A 25,816-nucleotide genomic window follows, 5' to 3' on the forward strand; every position below is an offset into this window, starting at 1 on the left:
AAAAGTCCTCTTTAAAAGTCCCCGAACCATGTCGATGCGTCGATCATGGCCGAATTATAAATCTTAGTTCAAACGGTAGGTAATCCGTGTCGAATAGCGGCCCGAAGTCGGATTGCCAGCAGCATCAAGTGCTGGATTGAAACGCGCATAGCGCTCCATTCCGCGGCAGGCAGCCTGATCAAGCACACTCGATCCGCTGGAAGCCGTTACAGAGCATCCGGTCGCCCGGCCCTTATCCGTAACAGTAACGCTCACACCAACAGTTCCTTCAACTTCCTCACGCAAAGCGCGTGAAGGGTAGTTCTCCTGGATCCGCCGTGCCCAGCGTCCTTCGTTCCGGGTCGTAGCTCCGCGCGCCTGTGAGGGCGGCGGTGGCGGCGCTGGAGGCGCAACCGGTGCTGGCGGCGGAATTACGCGCGCAGGCGGTGCTGGCGGCGGAATAGTCTGCTGCGTTTGAACGTCCGGCGGCGATGTTGCCACACTGATTGGTGGTGGCGGTGCTACCGGTGGAGGAGGCGCAACATCCTGAGGCTCAGGGGGTGGCGGCTCGTCTTCTGGTTCTGGGGGTGGTGGTTCCTCAATGTCGATTGTGGTCACACGCTCGACTACGTTCTTGACCGCCGAAATGGCCAAGCCCGTTACCAGCATGTAGCCGACAGCCACATGAATTATCGCCACGATGATCAGAGCAATAATCCTGTTATTGCTCATCTGTTGGTCAGCGTAGGCCATCCAGTTGCTTTCTCTCCGTCATTTCAACCGGCAAAAACCGGTCCGCTCCTCATGCGCAGTCTGCACTGCGAATGAAACTCGTTATCTCATGTCATCCCAAATTGGGAACAGGTTTTTTCACCTGACTGGCTGTCAATGTGAATTGTCCCGCACATTACAGTCATGACCAAAAGCGACTATGTCCCCATCCTCGCTTCGGGTAATCGCAGGCTTTAACGGTCATGCGTTGGGCAATCAAACCCTTTATCCATTCAGGGCCGATTCAGTGTCTCAAGGGTGGAACAGTTGAGCGCAAGTGGCTCGCGATTTAACGCGTTTTAGGTATACGGATTGAGCAAATGTTTAACCAATTTTTAACAAACAAAATCAGTGCTCTGGCGCTTTCCTTGGGTCTTTTAATAAACCCCCTTCCGGCGTTGGCGCAAGAAGCTGTCGCACCGCAAAGCGAAATTGCAACTTTTGCTGACCTAACCACGCTTGCAGACCGGTCTGACCTGGTCATTCGCGCAAAGATTCGTCGTCAAATCACTGTTGATGAGGAACGTGCGCCCGATCTCGAGTCTGGATTCGCGCGCCTCTATATCGAGGCGGATACAATGGCTTTGCTGTCTGGCCGCACTTCGATCGGCGAATCGCTTAATTATCTGGTGGATGTACCGCTCACCGCGAAAGGTAAGCCGCCAAAACTAAAAAAGCGCGAGATGCTGCTGTTTGCTCGCGGAGTGCCCGGGCGGCCCGGCACGGTGCAATTGGTGGGTCAGGGCGCGCAGCTCGATTACACTCCTGCATTGGAGGCGCGCCTGCGCCCCATCCTAACGCAATTGGTGGCGGCCGATGCACCCGCAACGGTCACCGGCGTGCGCGATGCGTTGGCGGTGGCTGGCAATCTTGTGGGCGAATCGGAAACACAGATATTCCTGGAGACCACTGATCGCTCGCCGGTCTCACTCACCGTTCTGCGCCGTCCGGGCCAGACTCCGGTCTGGGGCGTGTCCTGGGGTGAGATTATCGATTCGTCGGCGCGCGCGCCTCAGCCAAACACACTTCGTTGGTACCGGCTCGCCTGCGCTTTGCCGCGTGAACTGCCAAGCTCGGCCAATCTGTCGCGCGATCCCACCGCCCGGCGGCTGGCAGCGGCGGATTATGGTTTCGTCCTATCACAGCTCGGACCGTGCAACCGGGAAATCACGACCAGCTAAAGTCTAGGCTGACCCTGCCCAAGACAAACTGCTTTCAGCTTGCGTTTCGCGGCCGCTACGGCAATGCGCGACGCAAATGCTCACACGAACGGTTCGGTGAGCGCGCGAATTTTGAAGGGAAGCGTTGAGCATGGCGCAGACACAGCAGCCATTACGCATTGCAATTGCCGGTTTGGGCACAGTGGGCGCGGGCGTGATTCGCTTGCTTGAAACCAATCGCGATCTGATCGCAGCGCGAGCGGGACGCGGTATTGAAGTGACCAGCGTGAGCGCGAGGGACCGGCACAAGGACCGCGGCATTGATATGTCGCCCTACAGCTGGACCGATGACATGATGGCGATGAGCAGCGCTTCTGACGTTGACGTGGTGGTCGAATTGATCGGTGGTTCGGATGGTCCAGCCTTGGCGCTCGCCAAATCCGCTCTCGAAGGCGGTAAGCATTTTGTCACCGCGAACAAGGCTATGATCGCGCATCACGGCATGGCACTCGCAAATTTGGCCGATGGCAATGCGGCTGCGCTCAAGTTTGAGGCAGCCGTTGCGGGCGGCATTCCGGTGGTGAAGGGCCTGCGCGAAGGCGCGGCGGCCAATGCCATCACCCGGATTTACGGCATTCTCAACGGCACCTGCAATTACATCCTGTCGGAGATGGAGCAGACCGGCGCAGACTTTGGCGAGACCTTGGCCGAGGCGCAAAAGCTTGGTTATGCTGAGGCCGACCCGACCTTTGACATTGAAGGCGTCGACGCGGCGCACAAGCTTGCGATCCTGGCGGGCATTGGCTTTGGCGCAGAGGTTGATTTTGGCGCGGTGCGGACCACCGGCATCACTCAGGTGCGCAGCGCCGACATCGCTCAGGCCGATGCGCTTGGTTATGTCATCCGTTTGATCGCGCAGGCCGATGTGGATGGCGGCGAGGTGGATGCGCCGCATTTGCTCCAGCGGGTACGACCCTGCCTGGTGCCGAAGGATCACCCACTCGCCCCGGTGGATGGGCCGACCAATGCCGTGGTCGCGGAAGGTAATTTTTCGGGCCGGCTGCTGTTCCAGGGCGCAGGTGCGGGCGACGGCCCAACTGCAAGCGCGGTGGTGGCGGACCTTATCGATATTGCGCGCGGCGACACTGGCGCGCCGTTCTCTGTACCTGCCGGTCAGCTCAAAAAGCTGGCGCCTGCGGAGCCGGGCCACCGGATGGAGCGGACCTATTTGCGCTTCACCGTGGCCGACCGCCCCGGCGTGCTGGCAGAGATCACGGCGGCGATGCGCGACGGCGCTGTTTCAATTGAGAGCCTCATTCAAAAGGGACGTCCTTCACAGGGCGACGATGTGCTGGTCGCGATGGTCACGCATGAGGGGCAGGAGCGCTGCGTTCACAAAGCGCTCGATCTGCTCGAAGGGTCAGACAGCCTCACCGCTCCTCCATTGGTGATGCCGATCCTGAAGAGTTGATTTTGAGGTTTTGGGTTCCGCGCACCATCCGGTGCGCGATGTCCTCGCTCACGCGATCAGGATCGCATCGCTGTGGGCGGCCATGCGGCCTTGCGGTTGGCTAACGCCACCCGAGTTCTGCGGCTAATCCGCTGGCTGGCATTTGAGGGTCAAAACAAAACCCCCTACTCAGGTTCATCCAGGCTGGAGCTGGGAACGCCGAGCGCCGCACGCCGGGCCTTCTCTTCTTCCTCGGTCAGTTCGCGGTCGCCCAGCGGCGGTAGGCCGCGTGCAATCCGGTCTGCATCCGATCCCTCGGGAGCTTCGGGCAGGGCCTCGACATCGATGAGTAGCGCGGCCTCTGGCGGGCATGGCGGGATCAGGCATAGTCCGCCGACCGTCGCCGGCCCGCGAAAGATTCCTGCCCCCGCAACATCAGGCGGCGGCAGGGTGCCTGCGTTCTGCGTCTCTTGCGCATAGCGACGCTGCGCATCCTCGCGGCTGCCGCTGTAATAGTTGGAATTGTCTTCGCCGATCTGGCGGCAGACGATGATATCGCCAGAAATGCTGGCAGCATCGGCCTCTTCCTCGCAAGCGCGCACATTGCTCTGGTTCACCTCGCCGCGCGGTACGGTAACGGTGAGGTCGATCCGAAACGGCTCATCCTCGCCTTGCGGCTCCTCATCTGCCTGTTCGGTTTGAGAAACCTCCGGATCGGACACGGGGCTGCCATCTTGGGCATGCACGGGAGCACTGAAGAAAAACACAGCAGCAGCAGCGGCGGCAGGAGAAATTACCAAGAGAGGCGGGCAATTGCGCACAACCTTTGCCGGTTCGCTCGACCTGCTGCTCGACAAGGCTTGCTCCTATTGTCTAAGCGCTTGACCCAAGGCCAAAGCGCTCCACCTGCTTGGCGCTCACACACCCTGTAAGGAATGAATTCGTCATGAACACCCCCGCTGAAACAGATATGCTCGCCAGCAAAGATGAGGGTCAGGAAAACGCACTCGACCGGGTGTTGGTGCTGGAAATGGTGCGCGTGACAGAGTCGGCGGCTGTGGCCGCTGCGCAATTGGTTGGCCGGGGTGATGAGAAAGCCGCCGATGCCGCCGCGGTGGAGGCCATGCGGCGCGCGTTTGACACGCTGTACATGGACGGCACCGTGGTGATCGGTGAGGGCGAGCGTGACGAAGCCCCGATGCTCTATATTGGCGAGAAGGTGGGCGGCGCGCCGGGCAAAGGCCCCAAGATCGACATCGCGCTCGATCCGCTAGAAGGCACCACGATTACTGCAAAGGCTGGCCCCAACGCGCTGGCTGTTTTGGCAGCTGCAGAAGAAGGCTGTCTGCTCAATGCGCCTGACACCTATATGGACAAGATCGCGGTTGGTCCGGGCTATCCCGAGGGCGTGATTGATCTGGCCAAATCACCGACCGAGAACGTGAAGGCGGTCGCGGCGGCCAAAGGGGTGGCCCCGGGCGACATCGTTATCTGCGTGCTCGACCGTCCGCGCCATGCGGATATGATTGCAGAGCTGCGCGCGCTCGGATGCGGCGTCGTGCTGATCGGTGACGGCGACGTTGCGGGCGTGATCGCGGTGACGGATGAGGAAACCAATATCGACATGTATATGGGCCAAGGCGGCGCGCCAGAGGGCGTGCTTGCCGCTGCCGCATTGCGCTGTGTCGGCGGCCAATTCAACGGCCGTCTGGTGTTCCGCAATGAGGATGAAAAAGCCCGCGCGCGCAAATGGGGCATTACCGAGTTTGACCGCATTTATAAGCTGGAAGAATTGGCGAGCGGCGATTGTATCTTTGCCGCAACCGGCGTGACTCAGGGCTCGCTGCTCGACGGAGTAAAGCGCCGCCGCAAACCAACCGGCGAGACGATTATGACCACCGACAGCGTAGTGATGCGCGCCTCATCAGGCACTGTGCGCTGGATCCGGGGCGAGCATAAGGTCTGAGGCGGGTGACTGAGATGCCAAGATGAAAGCACTCAAACTCTGTTTACTTTTGAGTGTTTCAATTTGCTTCCTGATGGCGCTCTGGTCGAATGCGAACCCGATCGAGATCTATGTTGTCTCGCTGATCAAGCTTTTCGATGATCCGAGGATCGAGCTCTTATTGTTCAATCTCCTGCTGTGGTCGCCCTTGCTTTGTCTGATCGTGATGCTGCTTGTGAAACTTCGAGCAGACGGCGTCCCCAAGTGAGGTTGCGATAGCTGCGGATCGCCCCTTGCAGCTATCAGCCGCCCAGGTCGGGCAGCTTTGCAAAGTCGGGCGCTTCGACGACAATCCGCGCCGACTTGGCCGCTTCGCCGCGCATGAAGGCGTGCATTGCCTCGCCAACTTGCGGCGAGGTCATGAACAGATTGTGGCCCGCGTTCTCGACCATGATCTGTTCGACATTGCTTAAGCCTGCGGTCGCCTCGGCGTGCCCTTCGGGATAGGTTCTGCCGTCCAAAGTTCCGGTCAGCATCAGCACCGGCGTATCGCCAAACGGGCCATCTCGGAAATTGGGACCGGCGTCGATCTCTGGCAGCTCGCCCAGGATCTGCGGCATCGGAAAGTTGAGATAGGCACCGACGGGAGAGGCCGCAGCCTGCTGCTCAAATGCCTTTAGCCGGGCGGGCGTGATGCCCGATGCGCGGTCCATCGCCATTGACATGGCCGACAATGCAATCGGTTCGTCCGGTGTCCAGAAACGTTGCAGCACAAAGGTGATCAGAGTCGGATCGCCCGCGTCGATCTGCCGGTACATCATCAGCATCACAGCCGCGAATTGCGGATCAGAAATCAGGCCGCTCATAAATTGCTGCAAATGCCGCCTTTGCAGGAGCAGATCATAGGTCGTGCCATCACGCTTTGGCACGGTGACCGTCATCGGTTCGGCGTCGAGCTTGGCGTGAACGCGGCTGATCAGGCCCAATATATCGGGATAGAGCTGCGCTGCTTCAGGTTGCTGATCGACGGCGGCTTGCAAGCGCTCAAAATAGCTAAGCGTGCGCGTGGGCAGCTTCACCGTTTGATCAAGCCCTTCGGTTGCCGCCATGATCACGCGGTCCAGTTCGTCTGGAATTGCGGTAAGTGCGGCCAGCGCCAGATGGCTTCCATAGGAAATCGACCACAGCGAAATTTGATCCGCGCGAAGGTGTTTGCGGAGCTCGGAAAGGTCCTGCGCGCTTTCGGCGGTGCTGAAACCGCGTAGGTCAACGCCGGCTTCGCCCCAGCGCGCCGCACATTCGCGCACCGCCAGCCGGTAACGCATGGCATGCTCCGCATCGCTGATCCGCTCCATTTCGCCGATCGTGACGCTTGAGGTGCAGCGCTCTGGCTGCTGAGATTGGCCGGTGCCGCGCTGGTCAAATGCGATGACATCACCGTGCTGGCGCATCGCCATAAACAGCGGGAAACGCGGCCCTGTGGCGGTGCCAATTCCAGAGCCGCCGGGGCCGCCTGATAGATAGACGATCGGGCTGCCCGGCGTGTCTGTTGTTGCTGGAAAGCGGACATAGGCGAGCTCTGTTGAGCCGCTGGCCGGATCGCTGCGGTTCATCGGGACGGTCAGTGTGCCGCGAAATGCTTCCACCGCCTCGCCGCTGCGCGCCTCAAAGGTGATGGCTTCTTCATTGGGTGCGGCGTGTGCGGCGCTAGGTGCGAAAGTGAGGGCAGGGGCAGCCAGCACGAGGGCAAGGGCGCTGATTAGGTGCGGTTTTTTCATTGCGGCTCTTTCCGATTGTTGATCATGGATTGAGCCTGAAACTGATGGAAATCGGTGCTTTGAATAGGGGCTGATCTGTTAGCGGGGGTTCTGATCGGTGAACGGGGGGACTTCCCGTTCATCGGAAGCTATAGGAATCCCGGTGCTGCGTTTTGCCATCTTCTTACTGTCATTTCTGACGTTTTCTGCCCCTGCGCAGGCACAGGTTCAGGCGCAGGATTATCAGAGCTTTATCGATCATCCCGCGCGGGTTTGCGATGCGGATCTGACCTCTGAAATGGTCCCGGATTTTGCGGCTACGAATTGCCGATCCGTCCTGTTTTATCAGGCCGACCCGCAGGATCGGATGCTGTGGGCTGAGGTCGTGTTTGAGGCAGAACCAGCCTTGCTCGAAGGTGGCAAACCGCTTGGCCTGTTCGTGAGCGCAAAGGCCTCTAGCGAGGCAAGCCTCAACGGAGTGCCGATTGGCACGAACGGCAGGCCGGGCGCATCGCAAAGCAGCGAGGAACCCGGCGATATGGATGCGGTTTTCTTCGTGCCGGAAGGAACGCTGAAGCCCGGCAAGAACCGCCTTGTGATGCGGCTGTCCTCTATGAACGGCGGCATCACGCTGAATTCGCCGATCCACAATATTGCCCTCGCGCCCTACCGTGATCCGCGCAAGCCTGGGCCCGCGACATGGTTTGCGCTGATCACCCTGGGGCTGTTTGTCGCAGGCTTTGTGTTTTTCGGCGTGCGCTCGCTGCGCGGCGATGACCGTGAGGGTTCGGCTCTGATCGCTGCCCTATCGCTCGCCGCTGCCTTGCAGCTCGCGGCTGAGGCGGCGCGCGATGTCATGCCTTACCCCTATCCCCTGCATGATTTGCGGTTGTCGCTGATCCTGACCTTTGCGATTGGTCTGGGTCTGAGCTTTACCGCCTATGTGCTGCTGCGGCTGTTCAGAGCGTATCCCCGGCGGCGTCTGCTGGCCTTGGCTGCTGTGCTTGCTATAATGCTGGCGATCAGCGCGCTTCAGCCCGGCTTTGACCTAAAAACCAGCTTTGTCCTTATCGCCGCTTCGCTAGCGGCGGGAATAGCGGGCACCACCGCATATTCCGGGCAAGGCAATCGCGGCGGCGCATGGCTCGCACTGGCCAGCGCGGCACTGGCGGCGGCGATCTATTGGCTTGGGGGGTTCTTTCTCGACACCGTGCTCTATCTGGTGGTCGCGGCAGGCCTGCTGTGGCTGTTTTTCAAGCAGGCGCGCGGCGGCGTCCTGACTGAGACCCTGGTGGCCGAAGACAGCGCGCCAAAGCGGATAGAGCTGACCAGCAATGGTAAGGTCGAATTTGTCGATGCAAGCGACATCGTGCGCTTTAGCGGGGCGGGCGATTATGTCGAAGTGTTCTTGGCCAGCGGACGCAGCGCCTTGCACAATGCTAGCCTCGCCGCGCTGGAGCGAGAGCTGTCAGACGGCTTTATCCGGGTTCACCGCTCCCACATAGTCAACGCGTCCTGCGTCAAATCGCTGACCCGCGAGAGCGCGGGCACAGGAAATCTGGAAATGTCCGACGGCAGCATGGTGCCCGTCAGCCGCCGCAACATGGCCAGCGTGCGGGACGCATTGACGCTGGCGTAAACAGAGAGCTCCAGGGCCCTGGTCCGTAACTTGGCCCGTACGAGACGCTCAGAATCTCCGCCTACCAAACCCAATTGCGGACAAATGGGCGGCGGCCTCTGTTGCGTCCCTATGAGTCTGGGCTAGGTGAACCGCCATCAACTTCACTCGGGGATTCGCATCCATGAAAATCATGTCCGGCAATTCAAACCTGCCGCTCGCCCGGGCGATCGCCGCCTATCTCGAAATCCCTTTGACCGATGCCAGCGTGCGCCGGTTTGCCGATGAAGAAATCTTCGTCGAGATCCACGAGAATGTGCGCGGCGAGGATGTGTTCGTTGTCCAGTCGACCGGCTTTCCAGCGAATGACAATCTGATGGAGCTGCTGATCTGCATCGACGCGCTGAAACGCGCCTCGGCCAAGCGGATCACCGCAGTTGTGCCTTACTTCGGCTATGCCCGGCAGGACCGTAAACCCGGCCCGCGCACGCCGATCTCGGCCAAGCTGGTGGCGAACCTTATCACTGAGGCGGGCGCTGACCGCGTGCTGGCGGTGGATTTGCACGCCGGGCAGATCCAGGGCTTCTTCGATATCCCGACCGACAACCTGTATGCCGCCCCGGTCATGGCGGCCGATATTCAAGCGCGCTACGGCGATCAGGATTTGATGGTTGTTTCCCCCGATGTTGGCGGCGTGGTGCGCGCCCGCGCGCTGGCCAAGCGGCTCGACAATGCGCCACTGGCGATCGTCGATAAGCGCCGCGATCGTCCCGGAGAATCGGAAGTCATGAACATAATCGGCGATGTTCAGGGGCGCCATTGCATCATGATCGATGACATCGTCGATTCCGGCGGCACGCTGTGCAACGCGGCGGAGGCCTTGCTGGCGGGCGGAGCAAAGAGCGTCGCGGCCTATATCACTCACGGTGTTCTGTCGGGCGGCGCAGTGGCGCGGATTGACGGGTCGAAGCTGAAAGAGCTGGTGATCACTGATTCGATCCTGCCGACGGAGGCCTGCGCGGCTTCTGACCGGATCCGAGTGCTGACCATGGCGCCGCTGGTCGGCGAAGCAATCCGCCGGATTGCGGATGAAAGCAGCGTTTCGAGCCTGTTTGATTAGTGGATGTATCGGTCGCGAAGCGACCGCAAGGCCAAGCGGCCGCCCGCCTCACTCACCGCGCCAGGGTGGCTCCGCCCCAGGCTTCAACCGGTCGAGTTCGGCCAGGCGCCGGGCTTGGCGCGTTTCCACATTGATCCGCAAGAATAAGCGCGGCTCAGAGCGGAATGCGGCCGGAGTTGTCCCGAAAAACGCCTTAAAATCGCGGATCAAATGCGATTGGTCGAAATAGCGCAGCAATAGCTCGCTTTCTTCCTCTTCATCCGCCACCCCGCACAGCTGCGCCGCCAGATCGAGCGCTTTTGCCCGGCGCAGAACCGTGCTCGCCGTCATCCCGAAATCGCGCCGCACCAACCGCTCCAGCTTGCGCGAGGACATGCCGTGCTCGGCGGCGAAATCGCCCGGTGTAATCGTCGGATCGGCAAAGCTGGCATGCTCAAAGGCGGCGGCCAGCGGATCGGGCTTTTCCGGCTGGGTTCGGGCGATAAAGGCGCGCATCGCCTCCTCGACCGTTTGCAACCATTCCTCTGGTTCGGCATCAACTGGATAATCCTGCGCCGCGCCATTGGTGATCAGGCCAAAGGGGTCGTCCCTTTCAATCTGGTTGACCAGCGATGCGAGCTCACGCCCCAGTAAACACGGGATCGCGCCTGGGCGAAAGCCAATTCCAATCGCGATCACATTGCCGCTGCACCCCACCGGCATATGGCGCGATTGCGGGCCAAACAGGATGGCCTCATCGCGAAATTCCATCGGCCCATCGGCCGTCTGCGCGTCCCACGTGCCGCCTATGACAATGCGAGCGAAGGCCAGATCATTGCAAATACCGCAGGCGATATGAGAGTTGCCTTCCACCTCCAGCGTCGAGGCGACCAATCGGCCAATCCAAGGGTCCAAGTCTTTGGCAGGCGCGCGGCTGGCGGCGAGTGGCATGCCGCTGCGATTGACCCCAGAGCGGGATGCAAAATGTACCGGCGCATTCGCGCTTGCCTGTTCGCCCATATCCGACCCGTTCAAAAAGACTTGCGACTGTCAAAATGGGCCGCGGTTTGAACCTATTCAACCCGCACCGCTCCCACGGCATGTAACCCACCCTTTTGGCTATGCCTTTGCAGGACAGCCGTTTAACCTTAACCATAAGGCACCGCTCGAAGCTTGTGTCAATTGCAACATACCCGATCAGCGGTCAGCTAAGCCGGTGCCAACACGCCCCTTGCATTGCCGCGCCTGTGATGAGACTGCGCGCGGATTATGACTAACAAAGACGTAGCAATCGCTCAGCGCCTGGCCGATGCGGCTGGCAACGCCATCCGCCCCCTGTTTCGCGGGGACTGGTCGCAAGAGCGCAAGGCCGATGCCTCGCCCGTGACAGAGGCCGACCGTGCGGCAGAGGCCGCGATGCGCGCGATTATCGAGGCGGAATGTCCCGATGACGGGATCATTGGCGAGGAGTACGGCACCCATAATGAGGGCGCGGGCCGGCAATGGGTGCTCGATCCAATCGACGGCACGATCAGCTTTATGGCGGGCCGCCCGATCTTTGGCACGCTGATCGCATTGCTGCAGGATGGCTGGCCAGTGCTGGGCGTGATTGATCAGCCTATCGCCGCAGAACGCTGGGTCGGCCGCATTGGCGAGGGCACGACCTTCAACGGTCTGCCGGTGCGCACGCGGTCTTGCAAGGAACTGTCAGAGGCGACCATCGCCTCCTCCGGTCCGCAATATTTCACCGACGATCAAGGCGGTGCGTTCATGTCGCTCGCCGCGCAAACCTCGCAAATCGTGGTGTGGGGCGGGGATTGCTACAATTACGGCCTGCTGGCGAGCGGCCATTTGGACGTCGTGTGCGAGGCGGGGCTGAAACTTTATGATTACGCCGCGCTGGTGCCAATTGTAGAGGGTGCAGGCGGGATGATGAGCGACTGGCAAGGCAACCCGCTGGACGCGAATTCCGATGGCACCGTGCTGGCGCTGGGCGAGCCCGCGCGTCTGGAAGAAGCGCTCGAGGCGATGGGGTAGGGGTTTGGTATGGCAGTTTATCTGTCTTGCGCGCTTGCATGAGCGAGCGCGATATCCTCGCTCATGCGATCAAAGATCGCGTCGCTGCGGGCGGGCATACGCCCCCTCCGGCTGGCTGGACAAGCCAGCCGCTCAGGACAGGCTTTCGGCGCTGCGCGCCGAGCTCCGCCACCAAGCCAGCTGCAAAGCTCCAAGGGGCTTGGTGCCAAACTGATGGCTTGGAATGGTTCGGACCCGTTAGGGTCCGCAAGGGGCTTGTCCCCGCCCGCAGCGATGCGGCTGCAAGCCGTATGAGCGAGGACATCGCACATCGGATGATGTGCGGAATAAAAAGACCCACGTCACCCTGAACTCGTTTCAGGGTCCATCCCCTGCGCGACATACTTGGAATTGAACTGGCGATGGATGCTGAACTGAATTCAGCATGACGAGTCAGTAACGTGAGCACTTAAACTCCCAAACGAAACAGTAAGAAAGCCGGTATATCATTCGCGCGATCGCTGGAGCCTTCCAATCCACCTGATTGGGGCGCGCAGTGTCGATCCAGAAGTTCTGGAGAAAATGCGGGTGAAGGGCGAGTAGGTTGATGGTTTTGAGCTTGGTGGTGAAAAACGGCGCGCGCAAACATGCGCAGGAGATGGTTTGATGGTTTGGAGTTTGAGGCGTGCCAATCGGGGGTGCTGGATCGATAGCCAGGAATTCGACGGCGGCCTCTCCAAAATCGGATGCGAAGACACGTTAGATGATGGAGTGGCAGCAATACGAGATGGCTCCGCAAGTCTGTTTGCGGGCTGTCGCCTCAAAAAGAACCGCATTCCTGCCAATCTTGAACGGCGCAATGAAAGAGCAGTGTCGGGCCATAAGAGTCCCATTGGCCTTTCAATCATGTCAGATCGTTTCAAGCAAGTTTTCGAAAGGCTTGAGTCTGATGTTCACCAGTTCTTGCCACTCGAGGTGGTGAGATGAAAAAAGTAACAGTTCGAAAACGCTTTCTTCTTGGGTTGTTTGTTCTTTTTTTTGGGGCTGCAGGTGCATTCATATTGGCAGTTTCGGTACATGTTGTCCGCTTACTTTGATCAATCTGGTGACGCCTCTCATTCAAGCGGTGGCGTAGCTTATCCTCTAATTGAACCATTCTTCTATGTTTTCGAGGTGGCAGCAGTCAGGATCTACCATCAATACAGATTGACGTCTGGTGGATACTCTCGGTCAGGGGAAAACTGGGAGACAATTTCAGCTGATGAGGTCCATAAAACCGTCAGTGGTGTTCACCTTAAGAGCGGAAATTCAAATAGCGTAGGTGATGAATATTTTTCTGTAAATCAAGTTCACAGTCAAAGTTGTTCTTTAGCATATTACTCTATTGAAAGTTGTGAAAGGCGCTATGTGATTTTCGATAATATACTTTGTTCATTCCCGGCCGACATTTATATTTCGTTCAATCATATTCGATGTCGGCAGTTTTTCGTCGGCGGTTCTGAGGTGTATTCTGATTTTGGCGGCATGAAATTCACAATTTTTCAAAAAATCAGATAGTTAGTAATGTTGGGGGGCGGTGACAGCATGGAGCGGGATATACCTTTTGCTGATATTTGGTCGGCAATAGAATTACGGTGACAGTGCACTTAATTGATGTTTGTCGTCCTGCTAGATAGCCACAGGCCAATGAGTTTGCATGATAGCTCGGTGGTAGTCGTCGCTTGCCAGTTTTCCTACTCAGTGCGCTCTCGCTATGAGCTGGCACATGCTTCTGCTCCCCGTCCCCCAGCTTCCCACTAATCGAGTATATCGATCAATCACCGCCTCTGTGATCGATTGGTTTTTTGGCTTTGGACTGTGTTCCAGCCGTTCCAGGCGTGCTTCAGTAGCGATGAGTGGAGTGGGGAAGGGAGAGGAGTTGTTTGTGGTTCCGCACGCTATCCAGCGTGCGATGTTCTCGGCCCTGGCGGGCCTGCGGGCGGCCAGTCGGCCTTGCGGTCGGCTGATTGCCGACCGTGCTCCGCGACCAAGCCAGATGCAAAGCTCCAAGACGCTTGGTGCTGGATTGCTGGCTTGTAATGGCTCGAGACCGCAGGTCTCGCAAAGGCGCACGCCCGCCCGCAGCGACGCGATCGCCAGATCGCATGAGCGAGGATAGCCAAGTGAGCGGATGCGAACGCCGGCGCTTGAGGCCCAACAAACCAGCCGAGGACATCGCGCTCGCGGATGCGAGTGCGCAAGACAAGAACGCACACCGGATGGTGTGCGGAACACAAAGGCTCCCTTCCAAACCCACCAAAACGCTTGCCTACACGCGCCTTGGCCCTTATGTGGCGCGACTTCAACGACACGAATCAAGCGATTGGCCTGGCTCATCAGGGCTGCCAGGGCCGATTAGAACGTGTCTCTGATCAAGGAGAACGAAATGCCCAAGCTGAAGACCAAAAGCGGTGTGAAGAAACGCTTCAAAATCACCGCAACTGGCAAGGTCAAGCACGGCGTCGCTGGTAAGCGTCACCGTCTGATGAGCCACAATGCGAAGTATATCCGCCAAAACCGCGGCACCTCGGTCGCTTCAGACCCGGATGCGCGGACGATCAAGAAATGGGCGCCTTACGGGCTCGATTGATTTGATGAGCTAGACCGCCCACTCGCTCCACCCTTCCGCCCGGAACCTACCGGGTGATCATCCGGGTGGAAGGGTGGAGGGAGCGGGCTGGCGCAGAACTCTACAAAGGATACTACATATGCCTCGCATTAAACGCGGCGTCACCACACGCCAAAAGCACAAGCGTCTACTCGAACAAGCCAAGGGCTATCGCGGTCGCCGCAAGAACACCATTCGCGTTGCGCGCCAGGCGGTCGAGAAGGCCGGTCAATACGCCTACCGCGACCGTAAAGCGAAGAAGCGCAGCTTCCGCGCGATCTGGATCCAGCGCATCAACGCGGCTGTCCGCGCTGAAGGCCTGACCTACTCTCAGTTCATGCACGGCGTGAAGCTGGCGGGTATTGAGCTTGACCGCAAAGTCATGGCGGACCTCGCTATGAACGAAGAAGCGGCGTTCAAGTCGATCATCACTCAGGCGAAGGCGGCATTGCCAGCTTAAGCCTGCGCTCTCAGCATGGGATGCGCAACCGCGCGGCACCATGTAGGAAACGCAAAACGGATAGGGCGCTGGCCGAAGAGGCTGGCGCCCTTTCGCTTGTAAAAACGCGACACATCGGCCAAACCGAGCGAATGGGTGGGCAGAGGACGAAACGCGTAGGCAATAAGGATGCGGACTTCACCGTTCGCAGCCAATTCTACTCGCCTTCGCCAGAGTTCGATGGCTGCTTCACGACCTTCTACCAATTGGTGCTGGAGGTTGAAGATGGCAAAACTGTCAAAGACCACTTGCAGCCGGAATGGGCCAATATCCGCTTCTTCAGCGGCAGCCGTCCGAATGCCAGCATTGGCACATCGCAGCTCTCTGGCTCGCGCTTCACGGCGACCGGGCCAAGCTCCTTGCCCTGCGAATTTGAGCTGGGCGAATCGCGGATGTGGGGCATTGGCCTCTTGCCGCTCGGATGGGCAAGGTTCATCGATGTCGATGCACGGGAGCTTGCCAATGTCGGCTGTGATGGCGCGACGCATCCCGCATTTGCGAAGTTTGCAGGGCTTGCTGACGCCTTGTGCGATGAAGGCGTGAGCGACGATCAGCAATTGGCCGCGATTGAAGACACCATGCGTGAACTGATGCGGCCCAACCGCGATGAGCCCAAGATTGCCCGCGTTCACAAGGCGCTGGTCGAACCAGCGCTCAACACGGTTGATGACCTGGCGCAGGCTAGCGGGATCAGTGTGCGGACACTTGAGCGCGTGTGCCGGCGGTATTTCGGCTTTGCTCCAAAGCTCCTGATCCGGCGCCAGCGTTTCATGCGCAGCCTGTCGGACTGGATGCTGCACGACAAGCGGCTGTGGACCGAGGCGATGGACGATCACTATCACGACCAAGCCCAGTTTACCCGCGAATTCCGCGAGTTTATGACGATGAACCCGAGCGATTATGCGGCTCTTGAGCATCCCATTCTGGCCTCTTTCATGGAGGCCCGAGCACGGGTTTGGGGCAGCGCCGCGCAGACGCTGGACAAGCCTTTGCGATAAGGGCTTAGCCAGTAGCGCGCTGATCTTCGCATCAAGGCGCAATTCGCGCTTTGCCAAGGCGGCGAAATCCCGCTAGCGGACCGGCTCAAACCTTTGGGCTAGACCATGACTGAATTGACATCACAAAAAGACGCCGCGCTGGCGGCAATCTCTGGAGCTGATACGCTCGATGCGCTGGAGGAACAGCGCGTGGGCGCGCTTGGGAAAAAGGGCTGGGTGAGCCTAGCGCTCAAGACGCTGGGCCAGATGAGCTCGGAAGAGCGCAGCGAAGCAGCGCCTGCGATCCAGGCGATCCGCGCCGAGGTGGCCGATGCGATTGCGGCGAAAAGGCAAGCGCTGGAGGCCGCCGAGCTCGAAGCGCAGTTGGCCAGTGAAACCCTTGACCTCACTCTGCCTGCGCCAGACATGCTGAGCGGTTCGGTTCACCCGGTGAGCCAGGTGATGGACGAGCTGGCAGAGATCTTTGCTGATCTCGGCTTCGCGGTCGCAACCGGTCCAGAGATCGAAGACGATTGGCACAACTTCACCGCGCTCAACATGGATGAGAGCCATCCTGCGCGCGCGATGCACGATACGTTCTACTTCCCTGATAAGGCGGCGGATGGCGGCCAAACGGCCTCAAGTAGTGAAGCGGTAGGCCAGAAAAGAATGCTGCTCAGGACGCACACCTCGCCCGTGCAGATCCGCAGCATGAAAGAACAAGGCGCGCCGATCCGCCTGATCGCGCCGGGCCGTGTCTATCGCAGCGATAGTGACGCGACCCACACGCCGATGTTCCATCAGGTCGAAGGCCTGGTGATCGACAAGGACATTCACCTCGGTCATCTCAAATGGACGCTGGAGACGTTCTTCAAGGCGTTCTTTGAGCGCGAGGACATCACCTTGCGCCTGCGCCCATCCTATTTCCCCTTCACCGAGCCCAGCGTCGAGGTCGATGTTGGTTACTCAAACGAAGGCGACCGCCGTGTCGTTGGCGGCCACGGTGATGAGCAGGGCTATGACTGGATGGAGCTGGGCGGTAGCGGGATGGTGAACCGCCGTGTGCTCGAGTTTGCCGGCATCGATCCGGACGAATATCAAGGCTTTGCCTTTGGCCTCGGGATCGACCGTATCGCCATGCTCAAATACGGCATGAACGATCTGCGCGCCTTCTTCGATGGCGATCCGCGCTGGCTTGCGCATTATGGCTTCTCGCCTTTTGATCAACCGACCCTGTCCGCCGGTGTGGGAGCGCGCGCATGAAGTTCTCCGTTACATGGCTCAAAGACCATCTCGAAACCGATGCAACGCTTGGTGAGATCACCGACGCGCTGAACGCGATGGGGCTTGAGGTTGAAGGCGTTGAAGACCCGGCTGAGAGGCTTGCTGGCTTCAAGGTCGCCAAAGTTTTGACCGCTGAGAAGCACCCCGATGCAGACAAGCTGCAAGTGCTGAGCGTTGACACGGGCGAGGGCGATCCACTGCAGGTTGTATGCGGTGCGCCCAATGCGCGTGCGGGAATGAAGGGCGTGCTGGGTCTGCCCGGTGCGGTGGTGCCAGCCAATGGGATGCAGCTTCGCAAGAGCGCGATCCGCGGCGTGGAGAGCAACGGCATGATGTGCTCCGTGCGCGAGCTGGAGCTGGGCGATGAGCACGACGGCATTATCGAATTGCCGGATGATGCGAGCGTGGGCCACGCCTTTGCTGCCTATCAGGGGTCTTCACCCATCATTGATGTCGCGATCACCCCCAACCGCCCCGATTGCATGGGCGTTTACGGGATTGCGCGCGATCTCGCCGCGGCGGGTCTTGGCACGCTGAAGCCAATTGCCTTTCCGAAATTTGAGGCCTCTGGCGCTTGTCCGGTGGAAATCCGCACGGATGATCCAGAAGGGTGCCCCGCATTCTATGGCCGGGTGATCAAGGGCGTGAAAAACGGCCCGTCGCCAGACTGGCTGCAACAGCGCCTGATCAGTGCGGGCCAGCGCCCGATCTCGCTGCTGGTTGATCTCACCAATTACCTGATGCTGGCCTTGGGCCGCCCGGCGCACGCCTATGATCTGGCGAAGCTCTCTGGCGCGGTTGTGGCGCGCCGTGCGAAGGCGGGTGAGCAAGTGTTGGCGCTCAACGAGAAAACCTACACGCTTGATGAAAGCATGGTCGTGATCGCCGATGACGCGCAAGTTCATGACATTGCCGGCATTATGGGCGGTGAGCATTCCGGCGTTTCAGATAGCACCACTGACTTGCTGCTCGAAATTGCCTATTTCGATCCGGCCCGTATCGGTGTCACCGGACGCAAGCTGGGTCTGGCATCGGATGCGCGCACCCGCTTTGAGCGCGGCGTCGATCCGGAGTTTCTGGATGATGGTCTCGACCTGCTTACAGGCCTGATTGTCGAGCTGGCGGGCGGCGAAGCAAGCGAGAGCGTGCGTGCAGGTGCGGTGCCCAGCGAACCTCTGGTCGTTGTATTCGATACGGGTCTCACCTCCCGGCTTGGCGGCGTCGACGTGCCTGATGATGAGCAGCGCCGTATCCTCGAAAGCCTTGGGTTCGTTGTGGCAGAAGACTGGCAAGTTACCTGTCCCTTGCGCCGCAATGATATCGAAGGCGCAGCCGATCTTGTGGAAGAAGTCGTGCGTATCCACGGCCTCGACAAGGTGGAAAGTGTGGCCTTGCCGCGCATGGATGGGGTGGCCAGTGCCAACTGCCACACCGGCGCAGCAGCTCGAGCGCAAATTGCGCCGTGCAGCAGCTGGTAACGGGTTGAATGAAGCGATCACATGGTCGTTTATCTCTGAGGCAGAGGCCAATGTGGTTGGCGGCGGGCATTGGTCGCTCGACAATCCGATCAGCGAAGACTTGAAAGTGATGCGCCCCTCGCTTTTGCCCGGCCTCTTGTCGGCGGTGCGACGCAGTTTTGATCGAGGGTCTGCCAGCGTGCGCTTGTTCGAGATCGGCCGGCGTTACCTCGCAGATGGAGAGTATCCAGCGCTTGTCGCTGTTATGGCGGGCGATGCGGCGCCACGTTCATGGCAACATGGCAAGGCGAGGAGTTTCGATGCCTATGATGCCAAGGCTCAGTGTTTGGCCTTGCTCAAAGCAGCCGGTGCACCGGTCGACAGATTGCAAGTCATGGGCGAAGCGGGCGATATCTATCACCCCGGGCAATCTGCGACTTTGCGTCTGGGACCAAAGAACCGCATCGCGAGTTTTGGAATGGTCCACCCCACCGTTCTTAAGGCGTTCGAGATTGGCGTTCCTGTTGCCGCCTTGGGCATTCATCTTGATGCGATCCCGGCAAAGAAGGCAGGCAAAGGCCCGGTCAGTTTTGCACGGCCGAGCTTTACCCCGCCTGCTTTGCAATCGGTGACGCGCGATTTTGCGTTTCTAGTGCCAGAGACGCTTGCGGCGGGCGATCTGCTGCGCGCGGTTCAGGGCGCGGATAAGGCGAACATCGTGGGCGCGAGAGTGTTTGACCTGTTCACCGGCGGCAATGTTCCAGAGGGCCAAAAGTCACTTGCGATCGAGGTGACTTTGCAGCCGGGCGAGAAGAGCTTCAAGGACGCAGAGCTGACCGAGATTTCAGACAAAATTGTTGCAGCCGCGGCCAAGCATGGAGCGGAGCTGCGCGGCTAAGCCCCGCGCGCTCCAAACTGGGCGGCTGAGCAATAGTGGCGGGGTCTAATTACCCCAGCCGTCATCTGCAGCTGAGCCGCTTGCGCCCCAGTCTTCGCCGTATTCCTTCTCGAACTTCTCACGCTTTTCTTGTGCGGCCATCTCGCGTTCCATCTCACTGAACGCGACCATGGTCTCATTGGCAGCGTTGATCCGTTCTTGAACTTTTCCGCCCTGCGCGCTGAGTACGGCTTTGGCGGCAGGGGAGGTGGCGAACATCATATCGAATGCGCGCCCCTCGATGGTCGAGGCGATCTGTTCGTCGGCCGCTTTCTGGGCCATCGATGTATCTTGGCTTCCTAAAGTTTTGTGGAGCTGCTCAAACTTCGAAGTAACGCGCGTGCCATTGCCATCAGGGGCAATTATTGCGACGATCCGAAAGATATCGCCGCCCAGCTCGTCGTTTGCAGTGATCACAAACGTATTGGGGCTAGGGTTCGTGACTGTCTCGCCAACGATATCGCGCCCGAGGATAGCTATTGGTAGCTTCGCGCCTTTCAAAGCCTTTGTCACTTCTTCGGGAGATTTTTCGAAGTATTGACCCGATGCGCCGCATGCAGACAGCAAGACGGCAAAGAATCCGGAAAGAAAAATTCTGTAAATCGACATTAATGCCCCCTATTCGCGACCCTGATTTCGCAGATCGATCTTACCAGTCGGTAAATTGGAGGCACAGCGCTGTGCGCGCTGCGGGGGCTGTAGACGGGTTCAGCGCTTGCGGCTAAGGCGCGCGCTCCATGTCCAACGGTGCTTTAAGCTAGACCTATGTCCAATCGCCGCACATTCGCGATCATCTCTCACCCTGATGCGGGTAAGACCACGCTGACGGAGAAGCTGCTGCTGCAAGGCGGCGCGATCCATTTGGCGGGCGAGGTGAAGGCGCGCGGTCAAGCGCGGCGGGCGCGCTCTGACTGGATGAAGATTGAGCAGCAACGCGGCATCTCGGTCACCTCGTCTGTGATGACTTTTGAAAAAGAGTATGAGGGCGAGAAAATCACCTTCAACTTGCTTGATACGCCGGGGCATGAGGACTTTTCTGAGGACACCTATCGGACGCTGACTGCTGTCGATAGCGCGGTGATGGTGATCGATGCGGCCAAGGGTATTGAGCCACAGACCCGCAAATTGTTCGAGGTTTGCCGGTTGCGCAGTGTGCCGATCATCACCTTCATCAACAAGGTCGACCGCGAAGGACGCCCGGGCTTTGAATTGATGGATGAGGTCGCAGAGATGTTGGCGCTGGATGTCAGCCCGCAAGGCTGGCCGATTGGCATGGGCGGACAATTTGAAGGCGTGCTTGATTTTGAAAGTGGCGCTGTCAGCCGCCCAGAAGGCCCATCGAAGGAATTTCTCGGCACCCGCGACACCGATCCAGACATTCCCGCTGAATGGGCCGAAGAGGCTGAACTGGCGCAAGTGGGCTATCCGGAATTTGACCTCGAGGCCTATCGCAATGGCGATTTGACCCCGGTCTATTTCGGATCGGCACTCAAGAATTTCGGCGTCACCGAACTGATCGACGCAATTGCCAAGCACGCGCCGCCGCCGCGTCCGCAGCCAGCGGGCGATGATCAGATCACGCCCGAGCATGACGAGGTCACCGGCTTCATCTTCAAGGTGCAGGCCAATATGGACCCCAATCACCGGGACCGGATCGCCTTTATGCGCCAGGTTTCCGGCACCTTTAAACGCGGGATGAAGCTGACGCCTTCTGGGCTGGGCAAGCCAATTGCGATCCATTCCCCGATCCTCTTTTTCGCTCAGGATCGCGAGATTGCCGACACTGCCGAGGCGGGCGATATTATTGGCATTCCAAACCACGGCACTTTGCGCGTGGGCGACACGCTGAGCGAGCAGAACAAGGTTCGCTTCACCGGCCTGCCCAATTTTGCTCCGGAAATTCTGCGCCGGGTCCAACTCAAAGATCCGACCAAGACCAAGCAGCTGCGCAAAGCGCTTGACGATCTGAGTGAAGAGGGCGTGATCCAGGTGTTCTACCCTGAGCTTGGCGCGCAGCATATTGTTGGCGTGGTCGGTCAACTCCAGCTGGAGGTGCTGATCTCGCGGCTGTCTGCGGAATATAAGGTTGAGGCCGGACTTGAGGCTGCGCCCTTTGCCACCGCCCGCTGGGTTAAAGGTGAAGGCCAGGCTCTCGCTGATTTTGAAAGCTTCAACCGAGCTAACCTGGCGAAAGACCGCGACGGCGATCTGGTGTTCATGGCCAAGAGTCCGTGGGACGTGAATTACCAGGAAGAAAAGAACCCGGAGCTGAAGTTCTCGGCCACTAAAGAGCGCTAAGCGCTCACGCGAGTGTTGCGGCGCGGCAATGTTCGCGGCATGGGACACTGCATGACCGTATCAGGCCCAACCTCTCAGACGTTTTTCTCTCAGCGCATCAAGCTCAATTATTTCGATTGGGCGCAAAGTGATGCGGACCGCGCAAAGCCCAAGCTGGTTCTGGTGCATGGCGGGCGCGATCACGCGCGCAGTTGGGACTGGACGGCGGAGCAATTGTGCGCCGACTACCACGTGGTTGCGATGGATCACCGCGGGCACGGCGACAGCGACTGGGTGTCTGATGGCAATTACCAGTCGGGCGATATGGTCTATGATCTGGCGCAGTTGATCCACCAATTGGGCAGCGGCCCTGTTACCATTGTCAGCCATTCCATGGGTGGCAATGTTGCGCTGCGCTATGCTGGCACCTTTCCCGACATGGTGACGAAGCTGGTTGCGATTGAGGGCCTTGGCCCAAGCCCTACGCGCCGCGAAGAAATGCGCGCCACGCCCTATCCAGAGCGCATGGCCAAATGGATCGTGAAGAAGCGCAAGGCGGCTGGCCGGAGCCCGCGCAAATATGAAAGCATTGAGGCCGCCTTTGCGCGCATGATCGAGGAAAACTCTTACCTCACCGAAGAGCAGGCTCGGCACCTCACCATCCACGGGGTCAACCGGAATGAGGACGGCACCTACAGCTGGAAATTTGACCCCCACCTCAATGTCTGGGGCGTGGAAGACGTGGCGGATGAGTTCATCAAGCAAACCTGGGGCGCGATCACATGCCCGACTTTGCTGCTCTATGGTGCAGATAGCTGGGCCTCAAATCCCGAGAAGGATGGCCGGCTTAAGTATTTCAATACAGCCGAAGTGATCGAATTTGAGCAGGCCGGGCATTGGCTACACCATGACCAATTCGACAAGTTTATGAGTGTGCTCAGAGACTTTCTTTGAAGGGCACAAGGCCAATAGAGCGCCATTTAGGCAGTTGCCATTGCGGCGCCGTGCAGTTCGCGATCAAAACGGATTTTCCCGAACTCACCACATGCGATTGTTCAATTTGCATCCGCAAGAACGCGTTAATGGTGAAGGTGCACGAAAGCGATTTTGAACTGCTCACAGGCACACAGGCGCTTAACGAATATCAATTCCACACGCATACAGCGCGGCACTTCTTTTGCGGAACCTGCGGCATCTACCCGTTCCATAGAAAACGGGTGACACCCGACTTCATTGGGATCAATGTCTATTGTCTGGATAATTTTGATCCGGCGGGCATTCCGGTGCGCGCGACCATAGGCAAGGATATGGATTGATGGCTGAGTTTTTTGATGCGTTGATTGATAAGCATGTTGCTATGATCGAAGCGCAGCCGGTTTTCTTTGTGGCGACCTCAGCTCCAGTTGGGCGGATTAACCTCAGTCCAAAAGGCTATGATGCTTTCCGAATTCTCAGCCCTAAACGTGTCGCCTATCTCGACCTTGGCGGGTCAGGCAATGAGACGCACGCGCATCTCGGTGCTGACGGCCGGATCACCTTGATGTTTTGCAATTTTCAGCAACCCGCCAATATCCTGCGCATTTATGGCCGCGGTGCTCCTGTGCTGCCTCAGGATGATGGCTGGGACAAACTGGCGAGCCATTTCACGATGTTGCCGGGCACGCGCCAAATCTTTGCGATTGACATTGAAAGTGTGCAGACAAGCTGCGGTTGGGGTGTTCCGTTGATGACGCTGGAGGCGGAACGTGAGACGCTGAAGAAGGCGCATCGGCAATCTGATCCGGCGGAATGGGAAGCAAAGATGGCGACCCGCATCAGCAGCATTGATGGCCTGCCAGCGCGTCCGACCGACCGTTATATTGCAGGCGAATAACTTGCACTGCATCACAGCGACTGCCTAAAAAATAAACAATGGGTTAAAAATTAGGCAAATCTCTCTAGGTGGTTAACCTTAGAAGCCGCACTTTTGCGCGATTCCACTCTCTTGTCAAAACTGGCACGCCTTTTGCTGCTCTATGCGAGCCGGGGCTGACCGGCGGAAATTGAGGGGGCACGGATGAAGTTCATCATCGCCATCATAAAACCATTCAAACTCGATGAAGTCCGCGAAGCGCTGGGCGGCATCGGTGTCGCCGGTATGACCGTTTCTGAGGTCAAGGGATTTGGCCGCCAAAAAGGCCAAACCGAGATTTATCGCGGCGCAGAATATTCGACCAACATGCTGCCAAAGGTGAAGCTCGAGATTGCAGCCAGCGATGAAATCGCTGCGCAAGTTGTCGAGACCATCCAGCAAACCGCCAACACCGACGCGATCGGTGACGGCAAGATTTTCGTGCTCGATCTCGCATCGGCAACCCGGATTCGCACAGGCGAAGCCGGTGAAACAGCGCTCTGACGGGGGACAAGGACAATGAAAAACACCCTTTTGAAATGTGCCGTGCTCGGTGGCGCCGGCTTGCTTGCCACACAGCCTGCACTCGCAGCGCCTGCAGCAGAGGCCGCCGCCGCTGTACCTAAGGCTGGTAACAACGCCTGGATGATGACCTCAACGGTACTTGTGCTGCTTATGATCCTTCCGGGCCTTGCGCTGTTTTATGGCGGTTTGACCCGCTCGAAGAACATGCTCTCGACCATGACTCAGATCGGCGCCACCGCCGCTCTGGCGATGCTCGTGTGGGTGATGTGGGGCTTCTCACTCGCCTTTGGCTCAACACCCATCGAGGGTTTTCTGGGCCAGTTCATCAGCGGGGGTAGTTACTTCCTTGCGGGCATGAGTGCAGAAACAACGGCGGCAACATTCACGGACGAAGTGATCAGTGAATATGTGTTCGTCAGTTTCCAAATGACCTTCGCGGCGATTACGGCTGCGCTGATCCTCGGTGCGACTGCTGAACGGATGAAGTTCAACGCCGTCATGATGTTTGTGCCGATCTGGCTGACCATCGTGTACTTCCCAATTGCACACATGGTTTGGGCCGGTGACGGACTGCTGTTTGAAGCTGGCGCGTTGGATTTTGCCGGCGGCACCGTTGTTCACATTAACGCCGGTGTGTCTGGTCTCGTCCTGGCATATCTGTTGGGCAAACGCCGCGGCTATCCGCAAGAGCCTATGCCTCCGCACTCACTGGTAATGACCATGATCGGGACAGGCCTGCTCTGGGTTGGCTGGTTCGGTTTCAACGCTGGTTCTGCATTGGAAGCTGACGGATTCGCTGGTCTTGCAATGATCAACACCTTCGTTGCCACCGCCGCTGGTGCGCTAACCTGGATGGTGATTGAGCGCATGGCTGGGCATAAGGGTTCGGCGCTGGGCTTCTGCTCAGGTGTTATCGCTGGCCTTGTTGCTGTTACCCCGGCAGCGGGTAACAGTGGGCCATTCGGCGCTATCCTACTCGGCATTGTCTCATCTGTTGTCTGCTACTTCTTTGTAGCGAAGGTGAAGACCAAATTCGGCTATGACGACTCGCTCGATGCATTCGGCATTCACGGCGTGGGCGGCATCGTTGGTGCGATCGGTACGGGCATTGTCTATCAGCCATTCCTTGGTGGTCCTGGCGACGGTTCGACCGGTCTGGGCGCTCAGCTCTGGATCCAAACTGAAGGCGTGCTCGTAACCATCGCTTGGGCCGGTATCGGCACTCTGATCGCCGCTTACATTGTTAAGATGATCATTGGCCTTCGTGTTGATGAAGAAACCGAAGTCGACGGGCTCGACATCTCTGAACACGGAGAGCGTGCCTACAATTAATCACCCAGTTTAGCGGGGGAAGTACTCTCCTCTCCCACTTCCTCCGCTAACCTTTGTTCCTCCTGCGAACATACAACTCTTAATAGGCCGGGGCGTTCAAAGCGCTCCGGCCTCTTTTTTGCAATTTCTATGTGTGTCTAGTGTGTTACAGTTTTTCAGTAACTTACTCAGATCAAATGTGAGCGCCTTGCAATT

General features: G+C 58.7%; 24 protein-coding genes and 1 pseudogene. 20 read left to right on the plus strand and 5 right to left on the minus strand.

What is annotated here, in order from left to right; all coding sequences use genetic code 11:
• Positions 1 to 63: 63 nt before the first annotated feature.
• Complete coding sequence (locus AC0V6O_RS00690) at positions 64 to 732, minus strand: energy transducer TonB (RefSeq protein WP_472640339.1); 669 nt, start codon at positions 730 to 732, stop codon at positions 64 to 66.
• Between the two features lie 416 nt (positions 733 to 1,148).
• Between AC0V6O_RS00690 and AC0V6O_RS00695 the strand changes: the two genes are divergently transcribed.
• Both AC0V6O_RS00695 and AC0V6O_RS00700 read left to right on the plus strand, forming a co-directional pair.
• The gene (locus AC0V6O_RS00695) at positions 1,149 to 1,931 is read left to right on the plus strand and encodes a hypothetical protein (protein WP_486141070.1); all 783 of its coding nucleotides are present in this window, start codon (positions 1,149 to 1,151) and stop codon (positions 1,929 to 1,931) included.
• Positions 1,932 to 2,061: 130 nt separating this feature from the next.
• On the plus strand, positions 2,062 to 3,381 hold the full coding sequence (locus AC0V6O_RS00700; protein WP_486141071.1) for a homoserine dehydrogenase: 1,320 nt from the start codon (positions 2,062 to 2,064) through the stop codon (positions 3,379 to 3,381).
• A gap of 164 nt (positions 3,382 to 3,545) precedes the next feature.
• Here the strand turns inward: AC0V6O_RS00700 and AC0V6O_RS00705 are convergent, their stop codons facing one another.
• The gene (locus tag AC0V6O_RS00705; protein WP_486141072.1) at positions 3,546 to 4,160 is read right to left on the minus strand and encodes a hypothetical protein; all 615 of its coding nucleotides are present in this window, start codon (positions 4,158 to 4,160) and stop codon (positions 3,546 to 3,548) included.
• 146 nt (positions 4,161 to 4,306) lie between these two features.
• Between AC0V6O_RS00705 and glpX the strand changes: the two genes are divergently transcribed.
• Both glpX and AC0V6O_RS00715 read left to right on the plus strand, forming a co-directional pair.
• Positions 4,307 to 5,326, plus strand: coding sequence for a class II fructose-bisphosphatase (gene glpX, locus AC0V6O_RS00710; RefSeq protein WP_486141073.1), 1,020 nt, complete (start codon positions 4,307 to 4,309; stop codon positions 5,324 to 5,326).
• Between the two features lie 22 nt (positions 5,327 to 5,348).
• Complete coding sequence (locus tag AC0V6O_RS00715) at positions 5,349 to 5,573, plus strand: hypothetical protein (protein ID WP_486141074.1); 225 nt, start codon at positions 5,349 to 5,351, stop codon at positions 5,571 to 5,573.
• A 34-nt stretch (positions 5,574 to 5,607) separates the two neighbouring features.
• Here the strand turns inward: AC0V6O_RS00715 and AC0V6O_RS00720 are convergent, their stop codons facing one another.
• Complete coding sequence (locus tag AC0V6O_RS00720; RefSeq protein ID WP_486141075.1) at positions 5,608 to 7,083, minus strand: alpha/beta hydrolase; 1,476 nt, start codon at positions 7,081 to 7,083, stop codon at positions 5,608 to 5,610.
• 142 nt (positions 7,084 to 7,225) lie between these two features.
• Here AC0V6O_RS00720 and AC0V6O_RS00725 point away from each other — a divergent pair, with 142 nt between their 5' ends.
• A complete protein-coding gene (locus AC0V6O_RS00725; protein WP_486141076.1) occupies positions 7,226 to 8,701 on the plus strand; it encodes a LytR/AlgR family response regulator transcription factor in 1,476 nt (491 codons plus the stop codon).
• Between the two features lie 163 nt (positions 8,702 to 8,864).
• Positions 8,865 to 9,800 carry a ribose-phosphate pyrophosphokinase gene (locus AC0V6O_RS00730; protein ID WP_472640348.1) on the plus strand — a complete coding sequence of 312 codons (936 nt, stop codon included), beginning with the start codon at positions 8,865 to 8,867 and terminating at the stop codon, positions 9,798 to 9,800.
• Between the two features lie 48 nt (positions 9,801 to 9,848).
• On the opposite strand, the gene AC0V6O_RS00735 is transcribed toward AC0V6O_RS00730, so the two are convergent.
• Entirely contained in the window at positions 9,849 to 10,799 is a 951-nt protein-coding gene (locus AC0V6O_RS00735) for a helix-turn-helix domain-containing protein (RefSeq protein WP_486141077.1), read from the minus strand.
• Positions 10,800 to 11,048: 249 nt separating this feature from the next.
• Between AC0V6O_RS00735 and hisN the strand changes: the two genes are divergently transcribed.
• The 8 genes and pseudogenes from hisN (at position 11,049) to pheT (ending at position 19,557) form a co-directional block, all read left to right on the plus strand.
• A complete protein-coding gene (gene hisN / locus AC0V6O_RS00740) occupies positions 11,049 to 11,816 on the plus strand; it encodes a histidinol-phosphatase (protein WP_486141078.1) in 768 nt (255 codons plus the stop codon).
• A 645-nt stretch (positions 11,817 to 12,461) separates the two neighbouring features.
• Positions 12,462 to 12,782 carry an imm11 family protein gene (locus AC0V6O_RS00745; RefSeq protein ID WP_486141079.1) on the plus strand — a complete coding sequence of 107 codons (321 nt, stop codon included), beginning with the start codon at positions 12,462 to 12,464 and terminating at the stop codon, positions 12,780 to 12,782.
• Positions 12,783 to 12,872: 90 nt separating this feature from the next.
• Positions 12,873 to 13,352, plus strand: coding sequence for a hypothetical protein (locus AC0V6O_RS00750; protein ID WP_486141080.1), 480 nt, complete (start codon positions 12,873 to 12,875; stop codon positions 13,350 to 13,352).
• 868 nt (positions 13,353 to 14,220) lie between these two features.
• On the plus strand, positions 14,221 to 14,424 hold the full coding sequence (rpmI, locus tag AC0V6O_RS00755) for a 50S ribosomal protein L35 (protein WP_472640352.1): 204 nt from the start codon (positions 14,221 to 14,223) through the stop codon (positions 14,422 to 14,424).
• Between the two features lie 118 nt (positions 14,425 to 14,542).
• Complete coding sequence (gene rplT / locus AC0V6O_RS00760) at positions 14,543 to 14,902, plus strand: 50S ribosomal protein L20 (protein ID WP_472640353.1); 360 nt, start codon at positions 14,543 to 14,545, stop codon at positions 14,900 to 14,902.
• Between the two features lie 131 nt (positions 14,903 to 15,033).
• Positions 15,034 to 15,939, plus strand: a complete 906-nt coding sequence (locus AC0V6O_RS00765; protein ID WP_486141081.1) for a helix-turn-helix domain-containing protein — start codon at positions 15,034 to 15,036, stop codon at positions 15,937 to 15,939.
• A 105-nt stretch (positions 15,940 to 16,044) separates the two neighbouring features.
• Complete coding sequence (gene pheS, locus AC0V6O_RS00770; RefSeq protein WP_486141082.1) at positions 16,045 to 17,181, plus strand: phenylalanine--tRNA ligase subunit alpha; 1,137 nt, start codon at positions 16,045 to 16,047, stop codon at positions 17,179 to 17,181.
• A pseudogene (gene pheT, locus AC0V6O_RS00775) lies at positions 17,178 to 19,557 on the plus strand (phenylalanine--tRNA ligase subunit beta). Before pheS ends, pheT begins: the two are co-directional and overlap by 4 nt.
• Positions 19,558 to 19,602: 45 nt before the next feature.
• Here pheT and AC0V6O_RS00780 read toward each other — a convergent pair.
• Entirely contained in the window at positions 19,603 to 20,205 is a 603-nt protein-coding gene (locus AC0V6O_RS00780) for a hypothetical protein (protein ID WP_486141083.1), read from the minus strand.
• 156 nt (positions 20,206 to 20,361) lie between these two features.
• Between AC0V6O_RS00780 and AC0V6O_RS00785 the strand changes: the two genes are divergently transcribed.
• The 6 genes from AC0V6O_RS00785 (at position 20,362) to AC0V6O_RS00810 (ending at position 25,621) form a co-directional block, all read left to right on the plus strand.
• Positions 20,362 to 21,894: a peptide chain release factor 3 gene (locus AC0V6O_RS00785; protein ID WP_486141084.1), complete on the plus strand. Its 1,533-nt coding sequence runs from the start codon at positions 20,362 to 20,364 to the stop codon at positions 21,892 to 21,894.
• A gap of 51 nt (positions 21,895 to 21,945) precedes the next feature.
• Complete coding sequence (locus AC0V6O_RS00790) at positions 21,946 to 22,827, plus strand: alpha/beta fold hydrolase (RefSeq protein WP_486141085.1); 882 nt, start codon at positions 21,946 to 21,948, stop codon at positions 22,825 to 22,827.
• Positions 22,824 to 23,189, plus strand: a complete 366-nt coding sequence (locus tag AC0V6O_RS00795; protein ID WP_486141086.1) for a GFA family protein — start codon at positions 22,824 to 22,826, stop codon at positions 23,187 to 23,189. Before AC0V6O_RS00790 ends, AC0V6O_RS00795 begins: the two co-directional genes overlap by 4 nt.
• Entirely contained in the window at positions 23,189 to 23,746 is a 558-nt protein-coding gene (locus tag AC0V6O_RS00800; protein ID WP_486141087.1) for a pyridoxamine 5'-phosphate oxidase family protein, read from the plus strand. Before AC0V6O_RS00795 ends, AC0V6O_RS00800 begins: the two co-directional genes overlap by 1 nt.
• 183 nt (positions 23,747 to 23,929) lie before the next feature.
• On the plus strand, positions 23,930 to 24,268 hold the full coding sequence (locus AC0V6O_RS00805; RefSeq protein ID WP_472640366.1) for a P-II family nitrogen regulator: 339 nt from the start codon (positions 23,930 to 23,932) through the stop codon (positions 24,266 to 24,268).
• Between the two features lie 15 nt (positions 24,269 to 24,283).
• The gene (locus tag AC0V6O_RS00810; protein WP_486141088.1) at positions 24,284 to 25,621 is read left to right on the plus strand and encodes an ammonium transporter; all 1,338 of its coding nucleotides are present in this window, start codon (positions 24,284 to 24,286) and stop codon (positions 25,619 to 25,621) included.
• Positions 25,622 to 25,816 lie beyond the last annotated feature (195 nt).

This window comes from Erythrobacter sp. JB2-19, assembly GCF_057365005.1.